Raw genomic sequence first — 22670 nt, 5'->3', positions numbered from 1 at the left:
CAGCCACGGCGGTCGGGGCGGACGTGCCACTAGCGTCCGTCGACATGCCCCGACTCGACCTCGACCCCTCCGAGCTCGCCGCGCTGGCCGCCCGGCTGCGTGACACCACGAGCCTGCTCGGTGGCGCGACCGCGGAGCACGTCGGCGCCCGCTCCGCCACGAGCGCCGCGGGCGACCCGGTGCTGGCGGACGCGATCACCACCCTGTTCAACACGTGGACGCCCACGCACCGCACGCTCGTCGCGACCCTGGAGTCGCTCGCGGGCCGGATGGCCCAGGCAGCGGCGACGTTCGAGGCGGCGGAGTCGGTGACGGCGCAGGGGTTGGCCCGGGCGATCACCGGCAGCGACACAGAGACCGCCGGCGGCTCCGGCCGCTCGGCCGGTCCCGGGACGGACGCGGTGCGCTGATGCAGGACGTGGAGTTCCTCGCGCTCACCGGCTCCCCCGGCGAGCTCAGCGACCTGTCCGCGACGGCCGCCCGTGCCGCCGGAGCACTGACCGAGACACGCACGGGGCTGGCCCGGGTCGAACGTGACCTGGAGGGCCACGTGTCCGGGGCGGTCGACACCGCCCGGCAGCTTCTCGCCGACCTCCGCGCGGAGGTCGACCTCTGCGCGGAGGTCCTCGGCCGGGCGTCACGCGCTCTGGCCGGCCGCTCGGGCTCCTTGGCGGGTGAGCAGCAGGACGCGCACCGGGCGATCCTGGCTCGTGACGAGGCTCTCGTCCGCGTGGACCGCGCAGCGGACGACGAGGCGACCGCTCTGCGCATCGCGGCCGATCCGTTCGATCCCCGCCAGCCCGACTGGGCCAGCCTGTCCTGGCTCGCCCGGATGCGCGGCGGAGAGGCGCGCGCCGACGTCATGGCTGCCGAATCGCGGTGGCGCCAGGCCCGGGACGCGAAACAGGCCGGCTCCCGGCAGACGGCGTCTCACCTGACCGGGCTCGCGCACGTCCGGGCCGTGCGGCTCGCGTCGGCCGCCGGTACCGGCCTCACCGCGTACACCGGCTCGTGGCAGAGCGGACTGGATCTGGCCGGGCTCGTCCTCGGCGCCGGACCCGACATGCCCTCCGAGACGCGCGCCGCCGCCCGCGACGAGCTGCTCGCCGCGATCCGCGCCGCCGGCAGCGACCCGGTCCTGTGGACAGCCTTCTGGGAGACGACCACGCCGGCCGAGCTCTACACGGCGATCGGAGTGACGTCCGTCGACGACGACGTCACGGTCGCGCTGACCGACGGCCTCGCGGCCTGGGCACGCAGCGCCACCCCGAGCGAGCAGGAAGCCCTCGGCCGTGCGCTGGTGGAGGAGCTGCCCGCCTCGTACGTCGAGATCGGCGACCGGGCGGAGCTGGCCGCGGCCCTCCTGGCACCGTCGCTGCCGTCGGCGGTGCACGTCGGGGCCGCCGACGCGCTGGTGGGGCGCCGGCAGCAGCAGAGCGACGACGCCGACCTGGTCGCCACAGGCTCCCTGACGGTCGCGATCGCGGACGGTCTGGCCGCTCACCCACCAGCGGCGCTCGAGCACCTGGCGCCGTCGGACGAGGAGGTGTCCCTGGCCCGGACCCACGCCTGGTTCGGCACGACGCCGCCCGACGGCTGGCCGGACGGCGGCACCGCGGTCACGGGCCTGCTCGCGGCCGCGGTCGGTGCAGGCACCGGGACCGACGACGTCTGCCGGCAGCGCCGGACCGCGCTGCTCGCCTCGGCGGCGACCAAGGAGCTCGTCACCCCGGGCAACGGCCTGCTGGGCGGCCCGTACCCGGTCTCGGACGCAGCCAGCCGGAACGTCGCCGACGCCTACGCGCCGTACCTGGTCTCGGCCGGCGACGCGGTGCAGTGGCAGCAGCACGGCAGGCCGCGCCCGGAACCTGGCCTGCTGGGCACACCGCAGCTCGCCGAGGGCACCGGCGAGTACGCCGAGATCGTCCAGCCGCACCTGGACGCGTTCGCGTTCCGCGACGTCATCGCCGCGACGTCGGGCACGGAGGCGTCGTCGGGCTACTGGCTGCAGCGCGTCGACACGTACCTGGACGACGCCGTGACCGGCGTGACGGCCGAGGGACGCAGCAGCGGCGACGCCGAGGCGCTCGCCGAGGGGGCCACCCGCGACGCAGCAGCAGTCCTCGGGGCGGTCGAATCTGAGTCCATCATGGTCGCCCGCGCCGAGGACGACGCCACCGCCGCGACCGCCGCCTGGTTCTCCTCCGGCCTCAGCGTGGCGGCCACCCGGTCACCGGCGGGCACCTCCCTGGCCGCGACGGGCGTCGGAGCACTGCTGCCACCGTTCCTGCCCGACGGCGTCGGGCCCGCCCGTGAAGAGGTGCTCACGACCGAACCAGGTCTGCGAGAACGGACGACGGGGCGATTCCAGCAGGCGGTCGGCGACATGCTCGCCGCCCAGGGGTACTCCGCCGAGGAGGTCGAGCGCGCCACGGAACGGCTCGACCCCCACTCGGACAACATGAAGGACGTCTTCGGCAGCACCTTCGCGGTCAACGCCGACCTCCGACGAGAGCTGGGAGAGCTGACATGACGATGCCGACCACCCGACGGCGGCGCCGCACCTGGCGCGGGGAGATCATCGTGCCCGTTGCCGCGCTGGTGCTCTGTGCGCTCGTCGCCGGGGCGCTGACCTGGGGCGAGCCCATCCGGCAGGCGCTGCGCGAGAGATGGCAGCCCGGCTCGTGGGCTCTGACCACAGGGGACCTCCCGCCGGGTGCCGCTCAGATCCCCGTCGATCCCGGCTGGGTCGTCCCCTACCCACCGCACGAGCCCGCCCCGCACCTGCTGCCAGGTCTGCGCTACCTCGAGAGCCACTTCCTGACCCGGGGCTGGTCCCCGCACGACGAGGAGGTCGAGGTCGCCACCGCCGTCTCCGGCGTGCAGCACGGTGCGGTGTCGGTCTACACGAGCGTGTTCACCCCCGACCCCAGGGACCCGGCGCCGCACCCGATCGGCAAGATCTATGCCGGGTCGATCAGGGACAAGCACTGGCCCGACCAGCTGATCGACCATGCCGCCGACGCGGGGGTCGAGCTGACCTCCCTGCGCCGGATCGGCGAGCACACCCGCGGTGCCGGTGGCTGGATCGCGCCAGGCTGGCAGGACTACACCGAGCGCGACACGGCGGCCGGTCACCAGGGCTATACCGGGTTCACCGCCGTCGAGACCGATCCGGCGACCGGCGCGCAGCAGCGCGTCACGGTAGTGATGACGGCGGTGTCCGGCACCGTCGCCCTGGTCGCGACGCTCGCTCCGGTCGACGCCGAGGTGCCCGAGGAGCTGGAGGTCGACGCCCTGGTCGCCCGTGTGGCCGAGAAGGTCGTGGCGAACCCGCCGGAGTCGTCCTGACGGCCGGGCTGTGGGGGCCCGGTGCCTCAGGGCTGGCGGGCACCGACCGCGCGTCCCTCGCGGAGGTTGGTCGTGAATCGCAGGATGTCCTCAGAGAGTCCCGGATGGGCATGGCGATCCGGCGCCTGGGTGGACACCGTCGCGAGGACGGTGTCCAGAGCCTCCTCGACGATCCGCCGCGCCTCCCGCACTCCCCACGAGTCGATCTCGGCGACGAGATGCGACCGGGTGACGGATGCATGGCGATCGGTGCGGTCCACGGAGAGTGCGAGCTCGCCGTCGTTCGGCAGGTGCGCCTGCGGCACCACGTCGTAGGCCGGGGCGAGGCGCACGGTCCCGTCACGGTGGTGGAGCAACGCGAGGTTCTTGGCATGCATGTCGAGGTTTCCGACGGCCGCCGCCAGCACCGTCATGCGTGCCAGGCGCCGGACGCCGTCGACGTCACCCAGGACGGTGAGCTCACGAGCCACTCGAGCCAGTGAGACCTTGCCTCCGTATCGCTGGTACTTCTGGTCCCCCTGCGTCCCGAGAACCTGGTTGAAGTCCTCCTGATGGATGCGCTGCGGCGGGGTCTCGGCGCCTCCCGGTTCCGTCCGGTCGAAGCGCTCGATGACGAGGGCGGGCACTCCGTCGAACTCCTCGATGCCTGTGTGGAAGTCAGCGAGCCCGAGCGCCCGAGCGAACCTGGCGCCGTACTCCTCGTCGTAGATGATCGTGGGGTAGTCCCGGGACTCGGGCTTGAGGATGTGCGTCGACGGGTATCCGTCCAGCGCGCGCCCATCCGCGAGCCGTACGGGTCAGGACGACCTTGTCCTGGACACCTGCGAGCGACGTCTTTCCTCCGTTCGGTTTGTTCGCCAGCGGGAACGAAGCAACGTCGGCGAGCAGCTCGGAGACGCCCCTGCGAGTCAGCGGCTCGACGGCAGGCGTCCTGGGCTCGCCGGGCGCTTCCGGGTCCCAGATCTGTAGCGCGCCGGCGACGTCGCGACCATAGGCGCGCAGCATGGCGACGACATCGTGGGCCTGCGTCCCGGCCTGCTGCGCGAGACGAGTCAGCATCTGGCCTTCCGGCAGGAGCTCCCTGAAGTAGTTCTGCCGTCGTCCACGACGAGCGCGCGCCGGAACGACGGCGAGCGGCACCGCGACGGACAGGACGAGGCTGTCCAGGCCGAACGCATCGATCGCACCGGGGTCGGCACGGAAGTCGAAACCGGCCCCTCGCCCGGTCAGGGTGCCCACCGTCGTGTCGTAGAGGTCGACGACCAGTTCACTCATCGTCCGTCCCGATCGTGGCCGACAGCTCGGTACCCGTCTCACGCAGCACCGCGAAGAGCCGCTCGGTGTAGATCGACGGTTTCCCGGACTCGATCTCCCAGATATAGCGCTGCGTGGTGCCGATACGTGCCGCGAGCTCACGCTGGCTCCACCCGTGGAGCAGGCGCGCCTGCTGCAGGATGCGACCCAGCGATTCGGGACTGGTGACTCGCCCGGTGTACGGCATGCTCCGCCCCTTCGCCGACGACTACGGATCTGTAGTCAAGGTGCTCGACTACGAATCAGTAGTCAAGCACCTTGACTACCATTTCATCGTCAGGATGCGCTCCGTGCACCGGACGCCGACCGTCAGTGGTAGCGGCCGCTGTATGCGTTGAGCGCCGGCTGCCCACCCAGGTGCGCGTACAGGACGTTCGAGTCGCGCGGGATGTCGCCGCGGCGGACGAGGTCGATCAGCCCAGCCATGGACTTGCCCTCGTAGACGGGGTCGAGGATGACGCCCTCGAGCCCCCCGACGAGGTGCATCGCCTCGTCCGTGGAGTCGACGGGGATGCCGTACGCGTCGCCCGCCCACCCCTCGAGCACGGTGATCTCGTCGTCGCGCAGGTCGCGCCCCACACCGATCGCCGCCGCGGTGCGGCGGGCGATCCGGGCGACCTGGTCGCGGGTCTCGGTGATCTTGGCCGACGCGTCGATGCCGAGCACCCGCCGCCGCCGTCCGCCGAAGTTCTCCACCAGGTCGGCGAACCCGGCGATCATCCCGGCCTGGGTCGAGCCGGTGACCGCACACACCACGATCGTGTCGAAGAAGACGCCCAGGTCGCGTTCCTGCTCGGCGACCTCGTGCGCCCACCGGGCGAACCCGAGGCCACCCAGCGGGTGGTCGGACGCCCCGGCCGGGATGGCGTACGGCGTCCCACCGGAGGCCTCGACGTCCTCGATCGCCTCGCGCCACGAGTCCTTGAACCCGATGCCGAAGCCCGCCGGGGAGAGCCGGACGTCCGCGCCCATGAGCCGCGACAGCATGATGTTGCCGACCCGGTCGTTCACGGCGTCGGGCCAGTCCACCCAGTGCTCCTGGACGAGCACCGCCCGCATCCCCAGGTGCGCCGCCACGGCAGCGACCTGGCGCGTGTGGTTGGACTGCACCCCGCCGATCGAGACCAGCGTGTCCGCGCCCTGGGCCAGTGCCTCCGGCACGAGGTACTCCAGCTTGCGGACCTTGTTGCCGCCGTAGGCCAGGCCGCTGGAGACGTCCTCGCGCTTCATCCAGAGGCGTGCGCCACCGAGGTGGTCGCTCAACCGGTCCACGGGGTGGATCGGGCTGGGGCCGAAGGTCAACGGGTGCCGAGGGAAGTCTGCGAGCGCCATCCGCCGATTCTTCACCCGGGCGGCACGGCGAGCCTGCTGACACGCTCGGAATCTGCTGGCATCGTTCCTGCGCAGACACCACGTCCCGCTCCGGCACACGCGGCCGGATGGGCTCGACCTGCTGGAGAACCCATGAGTAGCTGGCTGGACCGCCCTGAGCCTCATGATGGCTCAGCTCATGAAGATCATCCTCGATGGCGCAGCCTCCTGACGGTGGCGGCTGTCCTGGTCATGGGAGCCGCGCTGGCCGCGTGCGGCTCGGGATCAGTCGCGTCGGGTGTGGCGTCCAATATGAGGGTCGAGACGGAAGGCAGCACCACGGCGTTGATGCAGGTGGCCGACCTCGGTGGAGGTGATGCTGCGTTCGAGGGCGTCGTCGCCATGACCCCCGAAGGATGTCTCGGCATGGCGCCCACTGCTGACAGTGACCGTGTCCGCGTCGTCGTCTGGCCTGCGGGAGTATCTCTCTCTGCTGAGGGAGAGCTCACGACGTCGTCCGGCGAGAGGCTGGTCCTCGGCGACACGGTGTCCGGCGGCGGTGAGGATTTCGACGACCTGCACGAGCACAGGGGTGACGCCGTCACCGCCTGTGTGGCGGAAGGCGACCCCGGACTCGTCCTCGCCGAGGTCGAGAAGATCACCGAGTAGGGCACACCTGTCGGTACTGCGCCGATCATGGCAGGCGCCGAACTCAGTGGTCGTGGTGCCCGTCGAGCTGGTCGACGGCGCCACCCCGGAGCGGCCCGGGAGTCACGTCCGAACCAGGCACGAGGACGAGGAGCTGGCCCATCATCCCCTCGTCCTCGTGCAGCAGCATGTGGCAGTGGTACATGTACGGCACCCGGGCGTCGGCGTGGTCCTCGAACCGCATGAGCAGCCGGTAGGTGCGCCGTGGCTCGAGGTACACGGTGTCCTTCGATCCGGTCAGCTCGGGCGGCGGTGCCTGCCCGTCGATCGTCAGGATGCGGAACTGCACGTCGTGCACGTGGAAGCTGTGCGGCATGGGGATCGTGTTGCGCACCTGCCACACCTCGGTGTCCCCCACGGTGACGACCTCGTCGATGCGGCCGGAGTCCATGAGCTCACCGTTGATCCGGCGCTCGTCGAGCTCGAAGGTGCGGGTCACGGTCGCGTCGTCGGGGTCGAGCGCGTCGTCCTCGGCGGACGACGACGGCGTCCAGGCCGGTTCCGGCGACGGTACGAGGTCGTCGGCCGCGCGCAGCTCGAGCACGTCGAACGCGTCGTTGCCGCCCATGGCGAACCCGGCCGCGACCCCACCGAGGTCAGCCTCGAAGGAGTGCAGGCGTGTGGTCTCGCCGGGCTGGATCGCGACGACGATCTCGGCGCGCTCCCCCGGGGCGAGGCGGACGTCGTCGAGGGTCACGGGGGCGTCGAGCAGGCCGCCGTCGGTCGCGACCAGCTCGAACGCCCGGTCCTCGAAGCCGAGCTGGTAGGTCCGTGCCGTCGACCCGTTGAGCAGCCGCAGCCGGACGCGCTCCGTGGTGACCTCCTGGTAGGCGCCCGCCACCCCGTTGGTCAGCACGGTGCTGCCGAGGGTCCCCGGCTCGCCGCCGTCGTCCTTCAGGAGGAGCTGCCCGGCGTCGTCGAGCACCTTGTCCTGCACGACGACGGGGATGTCGTCGACGCCGTACTCCGAGGGCAGGTCGGCCGCGCGCGTGGCGTCGTCGTCGAGGATGAACATCCCCGCCAGCCCTCGGTAGACGTGCTCCTCGGTCTCGCCGTGCGGGTGCGGGTGGTACCAGAGCGTCGCCCCGGGCTGGTCGATCTCCCACGTGGGGTGCCACGTACCACCGGGCTCGATCTCCTGGTGCGGGCCGCCGTCCATCGCCGCCGGCAGGTGCATGCCGTGCCAGTGCACGCTGGTGGCCTCGTGGAGGCCGTTCGTCACCTCCACCGCGACCCGCTCCCCGCGCTCGGCGCGCAGCGTCGGGCCGAGGTACGCGCCGTCGAACCCCCAGGTGGTGGTCGAGACGCCGGGCAACAGCTCCGACGTCCCGGTCCGAGCCTCCAGCGTGAACGTGCGCACGCCGTCGACCACCTCGGACTGCGCGAGCGGCGGGACGGCCAGCTCGCGGTCGAACGCGACGTCGGCCACCGAGGTCACCGATCCGGGGATCGCGCCGCACCCCGCAGCCAGCGCCGCGACCACGACACCGGCGGCGCCACGGACGACGGCGCGGCGTCGGGCGGGGGGACGGGCGGTCATCGGCCCGCTCCCGCCAGGGCACGCTGGACCGCCAGCGCAAGAAGCCCGGCGACGAACCCCCAGAAGGCGTCCATCGCGAGCACCGGCACGAGGGTCCAGGGTGCGGCCCCGTCACCGAGCACGCCGCCGCCACCGACGAGCATCGACGCCACCAGCGCGACGATCCCGAAGGCGACGCCGGTGAGGGTCAGGGTGGCCACGGGCCGGGCGACGTGGCCGAACCCGACGACGCCGATCCACACGAGGGCGGTGAGCCCGATGATGGCGAAGGCCCGGCCCGGGCCGGTCCCACCGGCCCCGATCAGTCCGGTGAGCGGCCACAGCAGTGCCATGGAGGCGAGGCCCGCGACGAGCGGCCACCGGATGCCTCGTGGTCGCCGGGACGTGTGCTGGGAAGGAGGCTGTGCGGTCATGCCACCCACGCTCCTCGGCAGGCCCGGGCCTCCGCATCGGCCCACGAGCGTCTCCTGGTGTCGCCCCGGGGCGACACGTCACCCTGAACGTCCCTGAGCGCGCCTGCGGGGAAGGGCGAGCCGCGCTCGGCGGCCCTACGCTGGGGCTCGTGTCCAGGCCCTCCCCCGCCGACGACGACGCCGGTGCCCGCACCACGCCGCCGGCACCCTGGGTGGCCGACGTCCTCCTCGCGCTCTCGATGACCCTGGTGATCGCGCTCGTCGTCGCGACGGACGCCGCCGGGACGGACGGCGCCGGGGAGGCCACCGGCCACGGGGCAGGTGCGTACCTCTTCGCCGCCGGGTTCGGGGCGCTGGTGCTGCTGCGCCGTCGCGCACCCGTGGTGATGGTCGTCGCGACGGTGCTGGCGGTCTTCGCGTACTACGCGCTCGGCTTCGCCCCGATCGGCATGGCCCTGCCCGCCGTGGGTGCGCTCTACGCGGCGGCCGAGCTGGACCGCACCCGCTGGGCCGTCGGTTCCGGGGCCGTGCTCATCGTCGTGGCCACGTTCTTCCGGGTGACCGACGACGACCCGTCCGCCACCCTGACCGTCTACGACCTGGTCACCAACGTCGCGCTGGTCGCCGCGGCCGTCGCCCTGGGGGTCGCGGTCCGGCTGACCCGCGGGGCGCGGAAGCACACCGAGGCGGTCCGCGCCCTCACGGCGGCGGAGCAGGCACGGGCCGCCGACCAACGGCTGCAGGCCGAACGGATGCGCATCGCTCGCGACCTGCACGACGTCGTCGGGCACAACCTGTCCGTCGTCGCCCTGCACACGGGGGTCGCCAGCGAGGCCGTGGGACGCAACGACGACGGCGCCCGTACCGCGCTGCGGCACGTGCGCGAGGCGACGTCGGCCACCCTGCACGAGCTGCGGGCGACCGTGAAGGTGCTGCGCCGCCCGCTCCACCCGGACGGCGCGGCGGGGAGCGCGCAGGACCGGGACGAGCCGGGCACCCACCACCGGGAGACGTTGCCGGCCGCGACCGGGCCGGCAGGCCTGGCCGCGCTCGTCGAGCCCGCGCGGGCGAGCGGGCTGACGGTGTCGACGCGGGTGGAGGTGCCGACCGGGTCGATCGACGCCACCGTGGACGCCGCCGCCTACCGGATCGTGCAGGAGTCGCTGACGAACGTGCTGCGGCACTCGGGCGCTCGGGCGGCGCTCGTGCGGCTCGCCGTCACGGACGGGCGGTTGCGGATCATGGTGACCGACGACGGGCGCGGCGCCGGTGGCGCGCCGGGCGCGTGGCCGGCGGGTGCGGGGATCGACGGCATGCGCGAGCGCGCGTACCTCCTCGGCGGCACCCTCCGGGCACACGACGCACCGGACGGCGGGTTCACCGTCGTCGCAGACCTCCCGGCGAGGCTGGACGCATGATCCGCCTCGCCATCGTCGACGACCAGGAGCTGGTCCGCGCCGGGCTGCGCCCGCTCGCCGAGCGGGACGGTGACATCGCGGTGGTCGGTGAGGCCGCGGACGGTCAGGCGGGCCTCGCGCTCGTCCGCCGGGTGCAGCCCGACGTCGTGCTGATGGACGTGCGCATGCCCCGCGTCGACGGCATCGAGGCCACCCGCGCGATCGTCGCCGACCCTGCCCTGCGCCACGTGCGCGTCCTGGTGCTGACGACCTTCGACGAGGACGAGCACGTCTTCGCGGCCGTCCGCGCCGGGGCCGCGGGCTACCTGCTCAAGGACGTGACGCCGTCGGACCTGCGCACCGCGGTCCGCGCCGTCGCCGCCGGGGACTCGGTGCTGTCGCCCGCGGTCACCGCGCGTGTCATGCGGGCCGTCACGACCGGGCCGCCGCCGTCCGGCAACGAGGTGCTGGACGCGCTGACCGACCGGGAGCGCGAGGTGCTCGGCGCGGTCGGCCGCGGCCTGACGAACGCGGAGATCGCGGCGGAGCTCTTCCTCTCGCCGGCGACCGCCCGCACCTACGTGAGCCGGCTGCTCACCCGGCTGGACGCGCGTGACCGGGCGGCACTCGTGGTGCTGGCCTACGAGTCGGGGCTGGTGCGTCCCGGGAGCCGAGGACCCGGGACGCACCCGGGTCTCAGGCCTTGACGAAACGGAGCAGGGCCTCGTTCACCTCGGTGGCGTGGGTCCACAGCAGGCCGTGCGGGGCACCGTCGATCTCGACGTACTCGGCCTCGGGGAAGGACTCGTGGAAGCGCCGGCCGGTCGCGTCGATCGGCAGGATGTTGTCCGCGGTGCCGTGCAGGATGAGCGAGGGCTTGTCCGCCGCGCGCACAGCCTTCACGTCGTCGCGGAAGTCCTCGATCCAGGCCGGCACGACGGCGTAGGCGGCGACGGGCGCGCTACCGGTCGCGGTGTTCCAGTTGGCCCTGACGACCTCCTCGCTGATGCGCGAGCCGAGCGTCTCGTCCAGGTTGTAGAAGTTCTGATAGAAGTCCGTGAACCAGGCGTACCGGTCGCTGCGGGCGGCCTCCGCGATGCCGTCGAAGACGGACTGCGGGACGCCGTCGGGGTTGTCGTCGGTCGCGACGAGGAACGGCTCGAGCGAGGCGAGGAACGCGAGCTTGGCGACGCGCTCGTGCCCGTGGTTCTTGACGTAGCGGGCGAGCTCGCCGGTGCCCATGGAGAAGCCGACCAGGATGACGTCCCGCAGGTCGAGCGTCTCGAGGACGGTGCTCAGGTCCGCGGCGAAGGTGTCGTAGTCGTAGCCGGTGCCGACCTTGCTCGAGGCGCCGAAGCCGCGGCGGTCGTAGGTGATGACCCGGTAGCCGGCGTCGAGGAGCTCGCGCGCCTGCAGCTCCCAGCTGTTGCCGTCCAGCGGGTAGCCGTGGATCAGGACGACCGGCTGCCCGCTGCCGTGGTCCTCGTAGTAGATCTCGATGTCGGTGGTGTTCTCGCGGCCGACGCTGATGTAGCCCATGGTCTGTCCCTCCAAGAGACGGGAGAACGATCGTTCTCCCTCCTGTCGGCTACAGTAGAGAACGATCGTTCTCCGCGCAAGTGGTGACGAGAGATCCGAGGAGGCAGGTGGCATGGTCGACGACAGGACCGCGCGAGACCGCGTGGTGCAGGCTGCGGACGAGCTCTTCTACGCCCGCGGGGTGCAGGCCGTGGGGATGGACGCGGTGCGCGAGGCGGCGGGCGTCCCGCTCAAGCGCATCTACGCGATGTTCGCCTCCAAGGAGGAGCTGCTCGTCGCCGTCCTCCAGCACCGCCGGGAGTCGTGGGCGGCGGGCATCGCCGCGGCGAGCGAACGGGCGACCACGGCCCGCGAGAGGATCCTCGCGATCTTCGACTTCCTCGACGCCTGGTTCCGCGAACCCACGTTCCGCGGCTGCGCCTTCATCAACACCTTCGGGGAGATGGGTCCTGGGTCGGCCGCGGCGGCGGCCGTCGTGCGCGACCAGAAGGATGACTTCGGCGAGTACGTGGCCCGCCTCGTGTCCGACGCCGGCGCCCCGGCCTGGTTGGCACCGCAGCTCACCCTCCTGGCCGAGGGCGCCCAGACGACGGCCGCCATCTCGGGCGACACGACCATGGCCCGGCACGCGCGCGCCGCTGCCGAGACCTTGCTCGACGCCGCGGCACCTGCTGACGGATGACGCGACCGCCCAAGCCTCGTCTCCACCGCCGTCCGGGTGGACTGATCCGCCGTGACCAGGCATCTTGGAGCATGGAGAACTTGAACGGGGCATGTTCGTGAGCGGGCAGGACGCCGGTGACGCCGGTCCCGGAGTCGTCCAGGTCGGGAGCGCGACGGCGGCCGGCACGGAGGCCTGGCACCTGCCTGTCCGGGTCTCCGCGCCCCGTGGCCTGCCGGACGGCGGCCCGATGCCGCTCCTGACGGGCCTGGAGCTCGTGCGGCAGGTCGGGATGGTGCTGGCCCGCCAGTGCCTCGCCATCCCGCCGGACCACCACCTGAGCCTGTTGAGGATCTCGTTCCGGTGGGCCGGGCGGCCGCCGCGCCTGCCGGACTCCGGGTCGTTCGGCGCGACGGCGTTCGCCCGCCTGCACTCTCGCCGCGAGCGTCACGGTGTCACCAGCGCCTTCGAGGCGTCCGTGACGCTGCGGGTGGGTTCGCGCGAGATCGCGCACGGCAGCGGTTCGGCACAGGCGATCGACCCGGCGACCTACCCGGCGGTCCGGGGCGACGCGCCACCGATCGGCACGGCGCCCGTCCGGCACGATGCCGGACCGCTCACCGTCCTGCACCAGCGCGGCGATCGGCTGCTCGGCCAGATCGGGTGGGAGTCCGACGATCCGCGGCAGGTGGACCCCACGCTCGACCGGGTCTCGGGCCACGTCCTGGTCTCGGCGGCGTCGCGCGCGGCGAGCATCTTGCGGCCGGAGCGCTCCGTCGCCGGGGTGTCGATGCGGATCGACCACTTCGTCGAGTACGTGCCCCGACCAGACGTCTACGCGACCGCGGACGAGGATCGTGTCGAGGTCTCCGTGCTGCAGAACCGGGCCGTCGTCGCCCGCGGCGAGGTACACCTCGAACCGTGACGTACCCGCGACCGGGAACAGGCGCGGCCCCGGAACGCCTGCGGGTACCGTGTGCTCATGCAGCGTGGCATGGCGTGGACATCGCGTGTCCTGACGGTGCTGCTGCTCGCGACCGGCGGGTGCGCCGTCAGCGCCGACGTCGATCCCCACGGGGTGCGGATCATGGTGCCCAACCCCCCGGGCAGCGGGTACGACCTGACGGCCCGCAACCTCGCGCGCGCTCTGGAGGCCTCCTCCGCCGTCGACGGCGCGGACGTGTTCAACCTGCCCGGAGCCGGGGGCATGGTCGGGATGCAGCGCCTGGTCCACGAGGAGGGCAACCCGCGCCTGCTCATGGTGATGGGCCTGGGTCTCGCCGGCGCTCAAGGACAGTGGTCGGGCGACGCCCGGCTGGCCGACTGCACGCCGATCGCCCGGCTCCTCGTCGAACCGAACGTCGTGGTGGTCGCCCAGGACTCGCCGTTCCGGACGATGGCGGACCTCGTCGACGCGTGGCGTGCGGACCCGGGCGGGATCGTGGTCGGCGGCGGGTCGCAGCCCGGTGGGCCCGACCACCAGGCCCCCCTGATGGTGGCCCAGGCCATCGGCATCGACGTGGACGAGGTCGTCTACGAGGGGTACGACGGTGGGGGACGGCTCCTCCCGGACATCGTGCGTGGGCAGGTGCACGTGGCCGTGACCGGGTATGCGCAGAACGCCACCCAGTTCGACTCCGGCCAGCTCCGGGTGCTCGCCGTCACGGGGCCCGCCCGGGTCGCGGGGCTCGATGCGCCGACCCTCCAGGAGGTGGGCGTCGACGTGGTCTTCGAGAACTGGCGCGGCGTCCTCGCTCCGCCGGGCCTGAGCCCCGCGGAGACCGACGCGCTCGGTGACCTGATCGTCGAGCTCCGCGAGACACCCGAGTGGCAGGAGACGTTGGCCGTCAACGGCTGGACCGACGCCTACCTGCCCCCCGAGGAGTTCCGCGACTTCCTCGACCAGCAAGTGGTGTCGATCAGCGGGCCCGACGATGGCTAGCACCGCGACGCGGACCGCCCGGGCGCGCCGCGGTCTCTCCCTGGCGAGCCAGTTCCTGATCCTGCAGCTGTGCATCGTGCTGCTCGCGGTGGCGGCGGTGGCCGCCACGTCCGTCGCCGGGGCGGACGCCGCCTTCCGGAACGAGGAAGGGCAGCGGCTGCTCTCCGCCGCGGAGAACCTCGCCGCCACGTCCGTGGTGCGCAACAGTCTTGCCGAGCCGGGGAACGAGGGACTGCGGAGCGCCGCCGGCGGCCAGGCGGAGACCACGCGGATCGTGTACGGGGCCGGTTACGTGCTCGTCGCGACCATCGAGGCGACCGTGCATGCGGACACCCACGGCACCGAGGGGCAGTCGGTGCCGACCGAGGACAGCCCGGTCGCCTCGGGGCAGTCGTGGGTCGGCGTCCGCGACGACGGCGCCGCGCACGAGCTCGTCTCCCACGTGCCCGTGCTGCACGCGGACACCGGAGAGATCCTCGGGTTCGTGGTGGTGGCGGTGAAGTACCCCACCCCGGTGCAGCTCTTCGCCGACGCCGTGCCCAACCTGCTGGTGTACCTGCTGCTCGGCGGCGCGATCGGCGTGGTCGGCTCGCTGCTGCTGGCGCGTCGCGTGACGCGGCAGACCCTGGGGCTGGAGCCACGCGAGATCGCCGGCCTGGTGGAGCACCGGGAGGCGATGCTGTACGGCATCAAGGAGGGCGTGGTGGGCATCGACGCCGCCGGGCGGGTGACCATCATCAACGACGAGGCCGTCCGGCTGCTCGGCCTGCCCGACGACGGCGTCGGCACCGCGCTCGCCGACCTGCCCCTGGAGGAGTCCGTGCTGGACGTCCTCGCCGGACGTGTCCAGGGCGAGGACCACGTGGTCGTCCAGGAGGACCGCGTCCTGGTGCTCAACCGGATGCCCGTCCTGGTGCGGGGGCGGGACGCGGGCGCCGTCGCGACCCTCCGAGACCGCACCGAGCTGACCTCCCTGCGCCGGGAGCTCGACGACAGCCGGACCGCCACCGACACCCTCCGCGCCCAGGCGCACGAGTTCTCCAACCGCCTGCACACGATCGCGGGGCTGGTGGAGCTGGGCGAGTTCGCCGACGTGGCCCGCTACATCCACCAGGCCAGCGAGCTCCGGGAGAAGCTGGTCCACGAGGTGGTGGCCTCGATCGGCGAGCCCGCCCTGGCGGCGCTCCTCATCGCGAAGTCGAGCCTGGCGGTCGAGCAGGGGGCGCGGCTGCACGTCACGCCGGACTCCGCGCTGCCGCCGGTGGGCGATACGCTGGCATACGACCTGGTCACCGTCGTCGGCAACCTGGTGGACAACGCGATCGACGCGATCGAACCGGGAGGTTGGGTCGAGGTGACCGTCTCCACCACGGGCACCCGGGTGGACGTCATCGTCAGGGACTCCGGGCCAGGCATCCCCGCGTCGATGGTCGAGGCAGTCTTCCGTCAGGGTGTCACCACCAAGGACGGCGCCACCGGGCGGCGTGGTGCCCACCAGGGGATCGGCCTCGCGCTCGTACGGATGACCTGCCAGCGCCGTGGCGGCGGGGTCGAGGCCGCAGGCTCCACGCTGCACGCGTGGCTCGACGGCGTACGGCCGGCACCGGTGCCGGCCGACGGCGCACCACCTCCACCGACGGGAACGGAAGCAGGCCGATGATCACAGTGCTGGTGGTCGACGACGACTTCATGGTGGCCAAGGTCCACCGTGGGTTCGTCGAGCGGGTGGACGGGTTCGAGGTGTGCGGCACCGCGCACAACGCGGCCGACGCCCTCAGCGCCGTCGCGAGGCTCGAGCCCGATCTGGTCCTGCTCGACATCTACCTCCCGGACCGCTCCGGCCTGGAGGTGATCAGTGCCCTGCGGGACCACGGTCAGGCGGTGGACGTCCTGGCGGTCACCGCCGCGCAGGACGCCGGGACGGTGCAGGCGGCCCTGCGTGGCGGCGTCGTGCACTACCTGATCAAGCCGTTCACGTTCGACGCCCTGCGCGTCCAGCTGGAGCGCTACGCCGCGAGCCGGCGCCACCTGCGCGAGTCCGCGTCGGTCTCGCAGGAGGAGGTGGACCAGCTCTTCCGCAGCCCGGTGTCGCGCAACCGCCTCCCCAAGGGCTTGGCCGCACCGACGATCGAGCTGGTCAGCGCCGCGCTGCGCGAGGCCGGCGAGCCCGTGTCCGCCGCCGAGTGCGCCGAGCTCGCCGGGATCTCCCGGGTGAGCGCCCGGCGGTACCTGGAGCACCTCGTCACGCAGGGCCTGGCCGAGATGACCATGCGCTACGGCTCCCGTGGCCGGCCCGAGCACCGGTACAGCTGGTCCGGGTGACCACAAAGACCACAGAGGCCGCTATGTCCACTGTGTGGACAACCTACGCAAGGCTTCACGTGGCCGTCGGCCGATGATTCGCTGTGCCCACCAGCTGCCCGGACCTGACCCCGGGCGCTCACCCGAAGGAGGGCACCCATGCGACGAGGCATGTTTCAGATCACTGCCGCGACGGCAGCCGCGCTCACACTGGTCTGCGCGGCCTGCAGCGGCGGCACGGCCAGCGGCAGCGCCGACGACGACGGCCCCTGGGCGCCGACCGGGTCGATCGAGTACATCGCGCCGGCCGGCGCCGGAGGCGGCTGGGACACGCTCGCCCGCACCTCCGCCAACGTGCTGGAGGGGTCCGACCTGATCGACGTGCGGCTCCCCGTCACGAACATGGAGGGCGGCGGCGGATCGATCGGTTGGTCGCACGTCGCCTCGAAGGAGAGCGACCCGCACACCCTGTTCGTGACGAGCCCGCCGATCATCCTCGTGCCGTTGTCCGGAGCCTCGCCCCACGACCACACGGACTTCACCCCGATCGCCCGGTTGATCGCCGACTACTCGGTGTACGGGGTCGCCGCCGACTCCGACATCCAGACGGCGGAGGACCTGTTCGCCGAGATCGCGGCCGACCCGCGGGGCTTCAGCATCGGCGGCGGCTCCGCCGTGGGCAGCATGGACCACATCGCCATCGCGGGTGCGGCGGGCGCGGCGGGGGTCTCGGCCGCAGACGTCAACTACATCTCCTTCGAGGGTGGCGGTGAGGCACTGCTCGCCACCGTGGGCGGGCACACCGACGCCGTCGTCACCGACGTGGCGTCCGCCATCCCGCTCGTCGCCTCCGGGGACGTCCGGATCGTCGCCGTCTCGAGCGAGGAGCGCGTCGAGGCGTTGCCCGACGTGCCGACGCTGCAGGAGTCCGGCATCGACTTCACGTTCGACATCTGGCGGGGTGTCATGGGCCCGGCCGGCCTGACGGACGCGCAGGTGGCCTACTACGAGCAGCTGTTCGCCGACATGCTCGAGCTCGACACCTGGGCCACCGAGCGGGATCGCCTGGGCTGGGACGACGCCTACATGGACAGCGCCGAGTTCGGGGTCTTCCTCGACGAGCAGAGCACGCAGTTCGAGTCGATCCTGACCGACATCGGCCTGAGCTCGTAGTCGCAGGCAGCGGGCCACCGACGGCCCGACAGCCCCGACAGCCCCGCACCCATCAGTCACACACCCCGAGAGGGAGGCATCGTGCGCTCCATCATGACCGGTCAACGGCTCGTGGCGATCGCGATCGCACTGTTCTCCGTGGGCTACCTCGTCATCGCGTTCCGCATCCCGGACTTCGCGCTCGAGGTGTCCATGCAGCCTGCCACCTTCCCGAAGGTGCTGGGCCTGTCCATGCTGGTGCTGTCGGGGCTGCTGTTCCTGCAGCGACCCACCGCGGCGGAGCCGACGAGCGAGCCGGGTCGGCGGGACGCCATCGTCATGCTGATCTCGATGGTCTTCTACATCGCGCTGCTGGTGCCGCTGGGTTTCGCGCTGACCACCGCGGTCTACCTGTTCGCGATGGCCTTCTACCTCGGCTACCGCAGGCACTGGGTCAACGCCGCCGTCGCGATCGGGATCGCCGCGGGCCTGCACGCCACCCTGGCCTACGCGCTGGGCATCACCCTTCCGTCCGGCCCGCTGCCGTTGTGAGGAACGCACCATGGACATCCTGAACCAGCTTGCCGGTGGGTTCGCGGTCGCGCTCACGCCGGAGAACCTGCTCTACGTGCTCATCGGCGTCCTCGTCGGGACGATCGTGGGCATGCTGCCGGGCCTGGGCCCGATGGCCGCGATCGCGCTGATGATGCCGATCGTGTTCTCGATGGAGCCGGCTTCGGCGATGATCCTCCTCGCGGGGGTCTACTACGGGGCGATCTTCGGTGGGTCGACGTCGTCCATCCTGCTGAACGCCCCCGGGGTCGCCGGGACGGTGGCGACCTCGTTCGACGGCTATCCGATGGCACGCCAGGGCCTGGCCGGGAAGGCGCTGGCGATCGCGGCGATCGCCTCGTTCGTCGGCGGCACCGTCGGCGTCGTCGGCCTCATGATCGTGGCACCGCAGCTGGCACGGTTCGCGATCGGCTTCGGGCCGGCGGAGTACTTCGCCCTCATGGTCCTGGGTCTGACGGCGGTCGCGTCCCTGTCCGGGAAGAACCTCACCAAGGGCATGATCGCCGCCGTGTTCGGCGTGATGGTCTCGCTCGTGGGCATCGACCGGCAGACCAGCATCCTGCGGTTCAGCTTCGACCTGCCGGAGCTGTACAGCGGCATCGACTTCCTCGTGGTCGCCCTGGGCGTCTTCGCTCTCGCCGAGGTGTTCCGCCTGGTGCGGCAACGTCAGAACGACGACGGCAAGTCCATCACCTCGCTGCGGCTGAACCGGTCCGAGCTGGCCTCGATCACCCCGCCGATGACGCGGACCTCCGTCCTCGGGTTCTTCACCGGCGTGCTCCCGGGTGCGGGAGCGACCATCGCGTCCTTCCTCGGGTACGCGATGGAGAAGCGGATCGCCAAGGACGGCGAGTCGTTCGGCTCCGGCAACCCCAAGGGCGTCGCGGCACCGGAGGCGGCGAACAACGCCGCCGCGGTGGGCTCGTTCGTCCCGCTGATGACCTTGGGCGTGCCGGGTTCGGGCACGACGGCATTGCTGCTCGGGGCTCTCCTGGTGCTCGGCGTGACGCCTGGGCCGTTGCTGATGACCGAACGTCCCGACGTCTTCTGGGGCGTGGTGGCGAGCATGTACGTCGGCAACCTCGTGCTGCTGATCCTGAACCTGCCGCTGATCCCGCTGTTCGCCCGGATCCTCCGGATGCCCAAGGCGATGCTGCTCCCCCTGATCGTGGTGTTCTGCGTGATCGGGGTCTACGCGCTGAGCTTCAGCGTGTTCGACCTGTGGCTGCTGCTGGGCTTCGGGGTGATCGGCTACGGGATGCGGGTCGCCGGCTTCCCGGCGGCACCGCTGATCCTGGGGCTGATCCTCGGGTCGCTCATGGAACGGGCGGCACGCCAGGCGCTGCAGATCTCCGGAGGGGACTGGTCGGTCTTCGTCACCAAGCCGATCTCCGCCACGCTGCTCGGCATCGCCGCCGTCTCGGTCGGCCTGACGGTGCTGTCGCACCTGCGCAGGCGGCGGGAGCGGGTGCTGGTCAGCTCGTGACCGCTCCCCCGCGCGGGCAGGATCCGCACGGGGTCGATCAGACCGGCGGCTCGATGACGATGTCCTCGTCGCCCAGGTCGTAGAGGATCTGGGTCGTGGTCGCGCTGACGCCCCACATCGCGGACGTGCCGGAGTTGCCCACGGGGGTGAGGTCGTCGGCGAACCACAGCGTCCATGCCTCGACCTCCATCTCCTCGAGGGCGTAGCCCTCGTCGAGGGTGACGGCCCAGGCCTCCACGTCGTCGCCGTTCGGGAGCGAGATGAGCTCCCGCTCCGGCTGCACGGTCCACGTCGAGTCCGGCAGCATGATCTCGAACAGCGCTGCCGGGTCCGACAGCGCGGCGTACAGCGGCCCCATCGTGTCGTCGGGCTCCCAGCCCGCGCCCCGGTCGAACCAGGAGTCGGTGCCGATCACCCGCAGGCGCCCGGAGACGTCCCCGTCCATCTCGACGTCGAAGGATCGCACGTCCTCGGTGTAGACGAACTCGACCGTGGCGACGAAGTCGCCGTCGTCCATGTACTCGCGCCCTGTCCCCCACGCGACCAGGAGCGCGGAGATGCACCCGGAGAGCGCCGCACCCGCGTACTGCCGGTCCTCGACCATGCGGATGTCGTCGCAGGCATCCGGGCTCGGTGCACCACCGACCGGCTCCGCGTCCTCGACCGGATCGGCGACCTCGCCGTCGTCCGACGGTTCCTCCGCCGGTTCGACGACGGCCGCCGGGGGACCGTCGTCATCCTCGGGCGCCGTCGTGCAGGCGACCAGCGACGCCGACAGGAGCAGGGCACCGGTGAGGCCGGCGAGCCGACGGCAGGTAAGCACGCGACGACGATAGCCGGTCGCCCCGGAACGATCCATGGCTCCTGAATACAGGGTTCCGTGTACTGTCGGGTCCATGGAGACGTCGACCCCGACCCACACCGCAGCGCTCGCGCGGCTCGGGCACGCCCTCGGCGACCCCACCCGGGCACGCGTCCTGCTCGCCCTGCGCGACGCGCCCGCCTACCCGGCCGACCTCGCCGCCCTGCTCGGCGTGTCCCGCCAGGTCATGTCCAACCAGCTCGCCTGCCTTCGCGGTTGCGGCCTGGTCACGGCACGGCGCGACGGCCGTCGCACCGAGTACCGCCTCTGCGACCCGCACCTGGCCCACGCGCTCGACGACCTGCTGCGCCTCACTCTCGTCGTCGAACCCGACTGCTGCGGGCCCGGGTGCACCTGTCCGACCGGTGGGCCGACGTCGGGCACCGAGCGCGAGGACGCCGCGTGACGGCCGTCCCGCGGCTCGAGCGCGGCACAACGACGGCACTCACCCGTCGCGGCCTGCGGCTGGCCCGCCTGACCATCGCCTACAACGTCGTCGAGGGCGTCGTCGCGATCAGCGCCGGGGTCGCGGCCGGCCTCGTCTCCGTCATCGGGTTCGGGCTCGACTCCGGGATCGAGACCGTGGCTGCCGTCCTCGTGGCCCTCCGCCTCTCCGCCCGGCTGCGTCGCGGGGGCGAAGCACCGGACGCCGCCGAGCCGGACCCCTCCGAGCTGCGCCGCGAGCACCGCACGCTGCGCCTGGTCGCCGCGACGTTCTTCCTGCTCGCGGCGTGGGTCACCGTCGAAGGTGTCCGCGCGCTGATCGCCGGGGAGGTGCCGGAGACGTCCCCGGTCGCGCTGGGCGTGCTGGTGGCCTCGCTCGTGGTCATGCCCGTCCTGGCCGCGGCGAAGTACCGCGTGGGCCGTGCGCTCGGCGACCCGCTCATCCTCGCGGACGCCGCCGAGACCCGGGTCTGCGTCTGGCTGTCCGTCGCGACGCTGACCGGCCTGCTCGCCTTCTGGTGGACGGGCGCGGCCTGGATCGACCCGGTCGCCGGGTTCGTCGTCGCGGCGTTCGCCGTGCGCGAGGGGCTCGAGGCGTGGGAGGGCGAGCTCGTCGAGGACGACGACTGACGGGTCACGCCGACCCGCGGCGTCAGGGCGCAGAGGCCCGCACCACGAGCTCCGGCGGGAAGACGACGTCACGCGGTTCGCGACCGGGCTCGGCGATCTCGTCCAGCAGCAGCCGCGCCGCGGCCCGTCCCATCTCCGCGATCGGCTGCCGCACGGTCGTCAGCGGGACGGCCGCCCGGGCCGCGAAGGGGATGTCGTCGTACCCGACGACGGCGACGTCGGCGGGCACGGCCACCCCGCTCGCGACGAGCGCGTTCACCAGGCCGATCGCATGCAGGTCGTTGCCCGCGAACACCGCGTCGGGGCGCTCGGCCAGGTCGAGACCCGCGATCCACCGGCCCATCTCCTCACCGTCGGTGAGGTCGAGGTCCGCGGACCGGGCCACCTCCAGCCGGGTGCCGGCGATCCCCGTGACCACCTCGCGACAGCCCTCGAGCCGGCGGGCGACCTGCCGCACACCCTCCGGGCCGCCCGCGAACAGCAGCCGGGTCCGCCCGGCGGTGACCAGGTGCTCGGCGGCGATCCGGCCCCCCTCCCGGTGGTCCAGGGACACCGAGGAGAGCCGACCGTCCGGATCCTCGTGGTCCACCAGGACCACCGGTGTGCCCCGGTCGCGGCGCTGGCGCAGCGGCTCGAGCTCGTCGTCCGACGGCGCCACCACGACGCCGTCGAAGCGGAGCTGCTCGAACAGGGTCAGGAACTTCTCCTGGCGGTCCGCCGACTCGTGGGAGGACCCGACCACCACCGACAGGCCCGCGTCCTCGGCGACCTGCTCCACCGCCGTCGCGATGCCGGCGAAGAACGGGTTGGACGCGTTGACGACGCTGAGGCCGACGATCCCGCTGCGCTGGCGGCGCAGCTGCCGCGCAGGCATGTTCGGCACGAAGCCGAGCTCGGTCACCGCCGCCTCGACGCGGGTGCGCATCCTGTCCGACAGCTTGTCCGGCCAGTTGAAGAAGTTCGACACCGTCGCGGCCGAAACGCCCGCGTGGCGCGCGACGTCGTGGATCGTCACGGTCGCCTCACGCATCGCTCATCACCTCGGG

General features: G+C 72.3%; 25 protein-coding genes. 16 read left to right on the top strand and 9 right to left on the bottom strand.

The genetic code is table 11. The features are described 5' to 3' along the window. The first annotated feature begins 44 nt into the window (after positions 1 to 44). From PZC42_RS00330 to PZC42_RS00320, 3 genes are read left to right on the top strand one after another with little or no spacing between them, the layout of a single operon-like run. Entirely contained in the window at positions 45 to 410 is a 366-nt protein-coding gene (locus PZC42_RS00330; RefSeq protein ID WP_277207265.1) for a hypothetical protein, read from the top strand. Further along, positions 410 to 2533, top strand: a complete 2124-nt coding sequence (locus PZC42_RS00325; protein WP_277207263.1) for a serine/threonine-protein kinase — start codon at positions 410 to 412, stop codon at positions 2531 to 2533. Before PZC42_RS00330 ends, PZC42_RS00325 begins: the two co-directional genes overlap by 1 nt. Further along, positions 2530 to 3351, top strand: coding sequence for a hypothetical protein (locus tag PZC42_RS00320; protein WP_277207262.1), 822 nt, complete (start codon positions 2530 to 2532; stop codon positions 3349 to 3351). Before PZC42_RS00325 ends, PZC42_RS00320 begins: the two co-directional genes overlap by 4 nt. Positions 3352 to 3377: 26 nt before the next feature. Here PZC42_RS00320 and PZC42_RS00315 read toward each other — a convergent pair whose 3' ends face one another. From PZC42_RS00315 to PZC42_RS00300, 4 genes are all read right to left on the bottom strand, one after another. Beyond that, positions 3378 to 4061, bottom strand: coding sequence for a type II toxin-antitoxin system HipA family toxin (locus PZC42_RS00315; protein WP_277209244.1), 684 nt, complete (start codon positions 4059 to 4061; stop codon positions 3378 to 3380). Continuing rightward, positions 4009 to 4626, bottom strand: coding sequence for a HipA N-terminal domain-containing protein (locus PZC42_RS00310; protein WP_277207261.1), 618 nt, complete (start codon positions 4624 to 4626; stop codon positions 4009 to 4011). The genes PZC42_RS00315 and PZC42_RS00310 overlap by 53 nt, the downstream gene beginning before the upstream one ends. Next, positions 4619 to 4852, bottom strand: a complete 234-nt coding sequence (locus PZC42_RS00305; protein WP_277207259.1) for a helix-turn-helix domain-containing protein — start codon at positions 4850 to 4852, stop codon at positions 4619 to 4621. Before PZC42_RS00305 ends, PZC42_RS00310 begins: the two co-directional genes overlap by 8 nt. Before the next feature lie 122 nt (positions 4853 to 4974). Further along, positions 4975 to 5997 carry a 1-aminocyclopropane-1-carboxylate deaminase gene (locus tag PZC42_RS00300; protein ID WP_277207257.1) on the bottom strand — a complete coding sequence of 341 codons (1023 nt, stop codon included), beginning with the start codon at positions 5995 to 5997 and terminating at the stop codon, positions 4975 to 4977. A gap of 291 nt (positions 5998 to 6288) precedes the next feature. On the opposite strand from PZC42_RS00300, the gene PZC42_RS00295 reads away from it, so the two are divergent. Further along, positions 6289 to 6645, top strand: coding sequence for a hypothetical protein (locus PZC42_RS00295; protein WP_277207256.1), 357 nt, complete (start codon positions 6289 to 6291; stop codon positions 6643 to 6645). 43 nt (positions 6646 to 6688) lie between these two features. Here the strand turns inward: PZC42_RS00295 and PZC42_RS00290 are convergent, their stop codons facing one another. Together PZC42_RS00290 and PZC42_RS00285 are read right to left on the bottom strand one after the other, a co-directional pair. Beyond that, positions 6689 to 8224 carry a multicopper oxidase family protein gene (locus PZC42_RS00290; protein WP_277207254.1) on the bottom strand — a complete coding sequence of 512 codons (1536 nt, stop codon included), beginning with the start codon at positions 8222 to 8224 and terminating at the stop codon, positions 6689 to 6691. After that, positions 8221 to 8637 carry a hypothetical protein gene (locus PZC42_RS00285; protein ID WP_277207252.1) on the bottom strand — a complete coding sequence of 139 codons (417 nt, stop codon included), beginning with the start codon at positions 8635 to 8637 and terminating at the stop codon, positions 8221 to 8223. Before PZC42_RS00285 ends, PZC42_RS00290 begins: the two co-directional genes overlap by 4 nt. Positions 8638 to 8786: 149 nt before the next feature. Here PZC42_RS00285 and PZC42_RS00280 point away from each other — a divergent pair, with 149 nt between their 5' ends. Beyond that, positions 8787 to 10055, top strand: coding sequence for a sensor histidine kinase (locus PZC42_RS00280; protein WP_277207250.1), 1269 nt, complete (start codon positions 8787 to 8789; stop codon positions 10053 to 10055). Next, entirely contained in the window at positions 10052 to 10741 is a 690-nt protein-coding gene (locus PZC42_RS00275) for a response regulator transcription factor (protein ID WP_277207248.1), read from the top strand. The genes PZC42_RS00280 and PZC42_RS00275 overlap by 4 nt, the downstream gene beginning before the upstream one ends. On the opposite strand, the gene PZC42_RS00270 is transcribed toward PZC42_RS00275, so the two are convergent. Beyond that, a complete protein-coding gene (locus PZC42_RS00270; protein ID WP_277207246.1) occupies positions 10731 to 11573 on the bottom strand; it encodes an alpha/beta fold hydrolase in 843 nt (280 codons plus the stop codon). The genes PZC42_RS00275 and PZC42_RS00270 overlap by 11 nt on opposite strands. A gap of 112 nt (positions 11574 to 11685) precedes the next feature. On the opposite strand from PZC42_RS00270, the gene PZC42_RS00265 reads away from it, so the two are divergent. The 8 genes from PZC42_RS00265 to PZC42_RS00230 all read left to right on the top strand — a co-directional run bounded on the left by PZC42_RS00265 (position 11686) and on the right by PZC42_RS00230 (position 19688). Beyond that, entirely contained in the window at positions 11686 to 12255 is a 570-nt protein-coding gene (locus tag PZC42_RS00265; protein WP_277207244.1) for a TetR/AcrR family transcriptional regulator, read from the top strand. A 97-nt stretch (positions 12256 to 12352) separates the two neighbouring features. Continuing rightward, positions 12353 to 13159 carry a hypothetical protein gene (locus PZC42_RS00260; RefSeq protein ID WP_277207242.1) on the top strand — a complete coding sequence of 269 codons (807 nt, stop codon included), beginning with the start codon at positions 12353 to 12355 and terminating at the stop codon, positions 13157 to 13159. 57 nt (positions 13160 to 13216) lie between these two features. Next, entirely contained in the window at positions 13217 to 14176 is a 960-nt protein-coding gene (locus PZC42_RS00255) for a Bug family tripartite tricarboxylate transporter substrate binding protein (protein WP_277207240.1), read from the top strand. Continuing rightward, positions 14169 to 15836: a sensor histidine kinase gene (locus tag PZC42_RS00250; RefSeq protein WP_277207238.1), complete on the top strand. Its 1668-nt coding sequence runs from the start codon at positions 14169 to 14171 to the stop codon at positions 15834 to 15836. The genes PZC42_RS00255 and PZC42_RS00250 overlap by 8 nt, the downstream gene beginning before the upstream one ends. Beyond that, the gene (locus PZC42_RS00245) at positions 15833 to 16498 is read left to right on the top strand and encodes a response regulator (protein ID WP_277207236.1); all 666 of its coding nucleotides are present in this window, start codon (positions 15833 to 15835) and stop codon (positions 16496 to 16498) included. Before PZC42_RS00250 ends, PZC42_RS00245 begins: the two co-directional genes overlap by 4 nt. A gap of 150 nt (positions 16499 to 16648) precedes the next feature. Further along, on the top strand, positions 16649 to 17650 hold the full coding sequence (locus PZC42_RS00240) for a Bug family tripartite tricarboxylate transporter substrate binding protein (RefSeq protein WP_277207234.1): 1002 nt from the start codon (positions 16649 to 16651) through the stop codon (positions 17648 to 17650). 81 nt (positions 17651 to 17731) lie between these two features. Then, positions 17732 to 18181 (top strand): tripartite tricarboxylate transporter TctB family protein, encoded by a 450-nt coding sequence (locus tag PZC42_RS00235; protein ID WP_277207232.1) that lies wholly within the window; start codon positions 17732 to 17734, stop codon positions 18179 to 18181. A 10-nt stretch (positions 18182 to 18191) separates the two neighbouring features. After that, entirely contained in the window at positions 18192 to 19688 is a 1497-nt protein-coding gene (locus tag PZC42_RS00230; RefSeq protein WP_277207230.1) for a tripartite tricarboxylate transporter permease, read from the top strand. Between the two features lie 37 nt (positions 19689 to 19725). On the opposite strand, the gene PZC42_RS00225 is transcribed toward PZC42_RS00230, so the two are convergent. Beyond that, positions 19726 to 20511 carry a hypothetical protein gene (locus tag PZC42_RS00225; protein WP_277207229.1) on the bottom strand — a complete coding sequence of 262 codons (786 nt, stop codon included), beginning with the start codon at positions 20509 to 20511 and terminating at the stop codon, positions 19726 to 19728. A 73-nt stretch (positions 20512 to 20584) separates the two neighbouring features. Here PZC42_RS00225 and PZC42_RS00220 point away from each other — a divergent pair, with 73 nt between their 5' ends. Both PZC42_RS00220 and PZC42_RS00215 read left to right on the top strand, forming a co-directional pair. Then, entirely contained in the window at positions 20585 to 20956 is a 372-nt protein-coding gene (locus PZC42_RS00220; protein WP_277207227.1) for an ArsR/SmtB family transcription factor, read from the top strand. Further along, positions 20953 to 21624, top strand: coding sequence for a cation diffusion facilitator family transporter (locus PZC42_RS00215; RefSeq protein ID WP_277207225.1), 672 nt, complete (start codon positions 20953 to 20955; stop codon positions 21622 to 21624). The genes PZC42_RS00220 and PZC42_RS00215 overlap by 4 nt, the downstream gene beginning before the upstream one ends. Before the next feature lie 22 nt (positions 21625 to 21646). Here PZC42_RS00215 and PZC42_RS00210 read toward each other — a convergent pair whose 3' ends face one another. Further along, entirely contained in the window at positions 21647 to 22654 is a 1008-nt protein-coding gene (locus PZC42_RS00210; RefSeq protein WP_277207223.1) for a LacI family DNA-binding transcriptional regulator, read from the bottom strand. Positions 22655 to 22670 lie beyond the last annotated feature (16 nt).

Source organism: Isoptericola croceus (assembly GCF_029382255.1).
GTDB classification, from domain to species: domain Bacteria; phylum Actinomycetota; class Actinomycetes; order Actinomycetales; family Cellulomonadaceae; genus Isoptericola; species Isoptericola croceus.
Note: the sequence above shows the minus strand (reverse complement) of the source record. Positions and strands in the feature narration are given on the sequence as shown.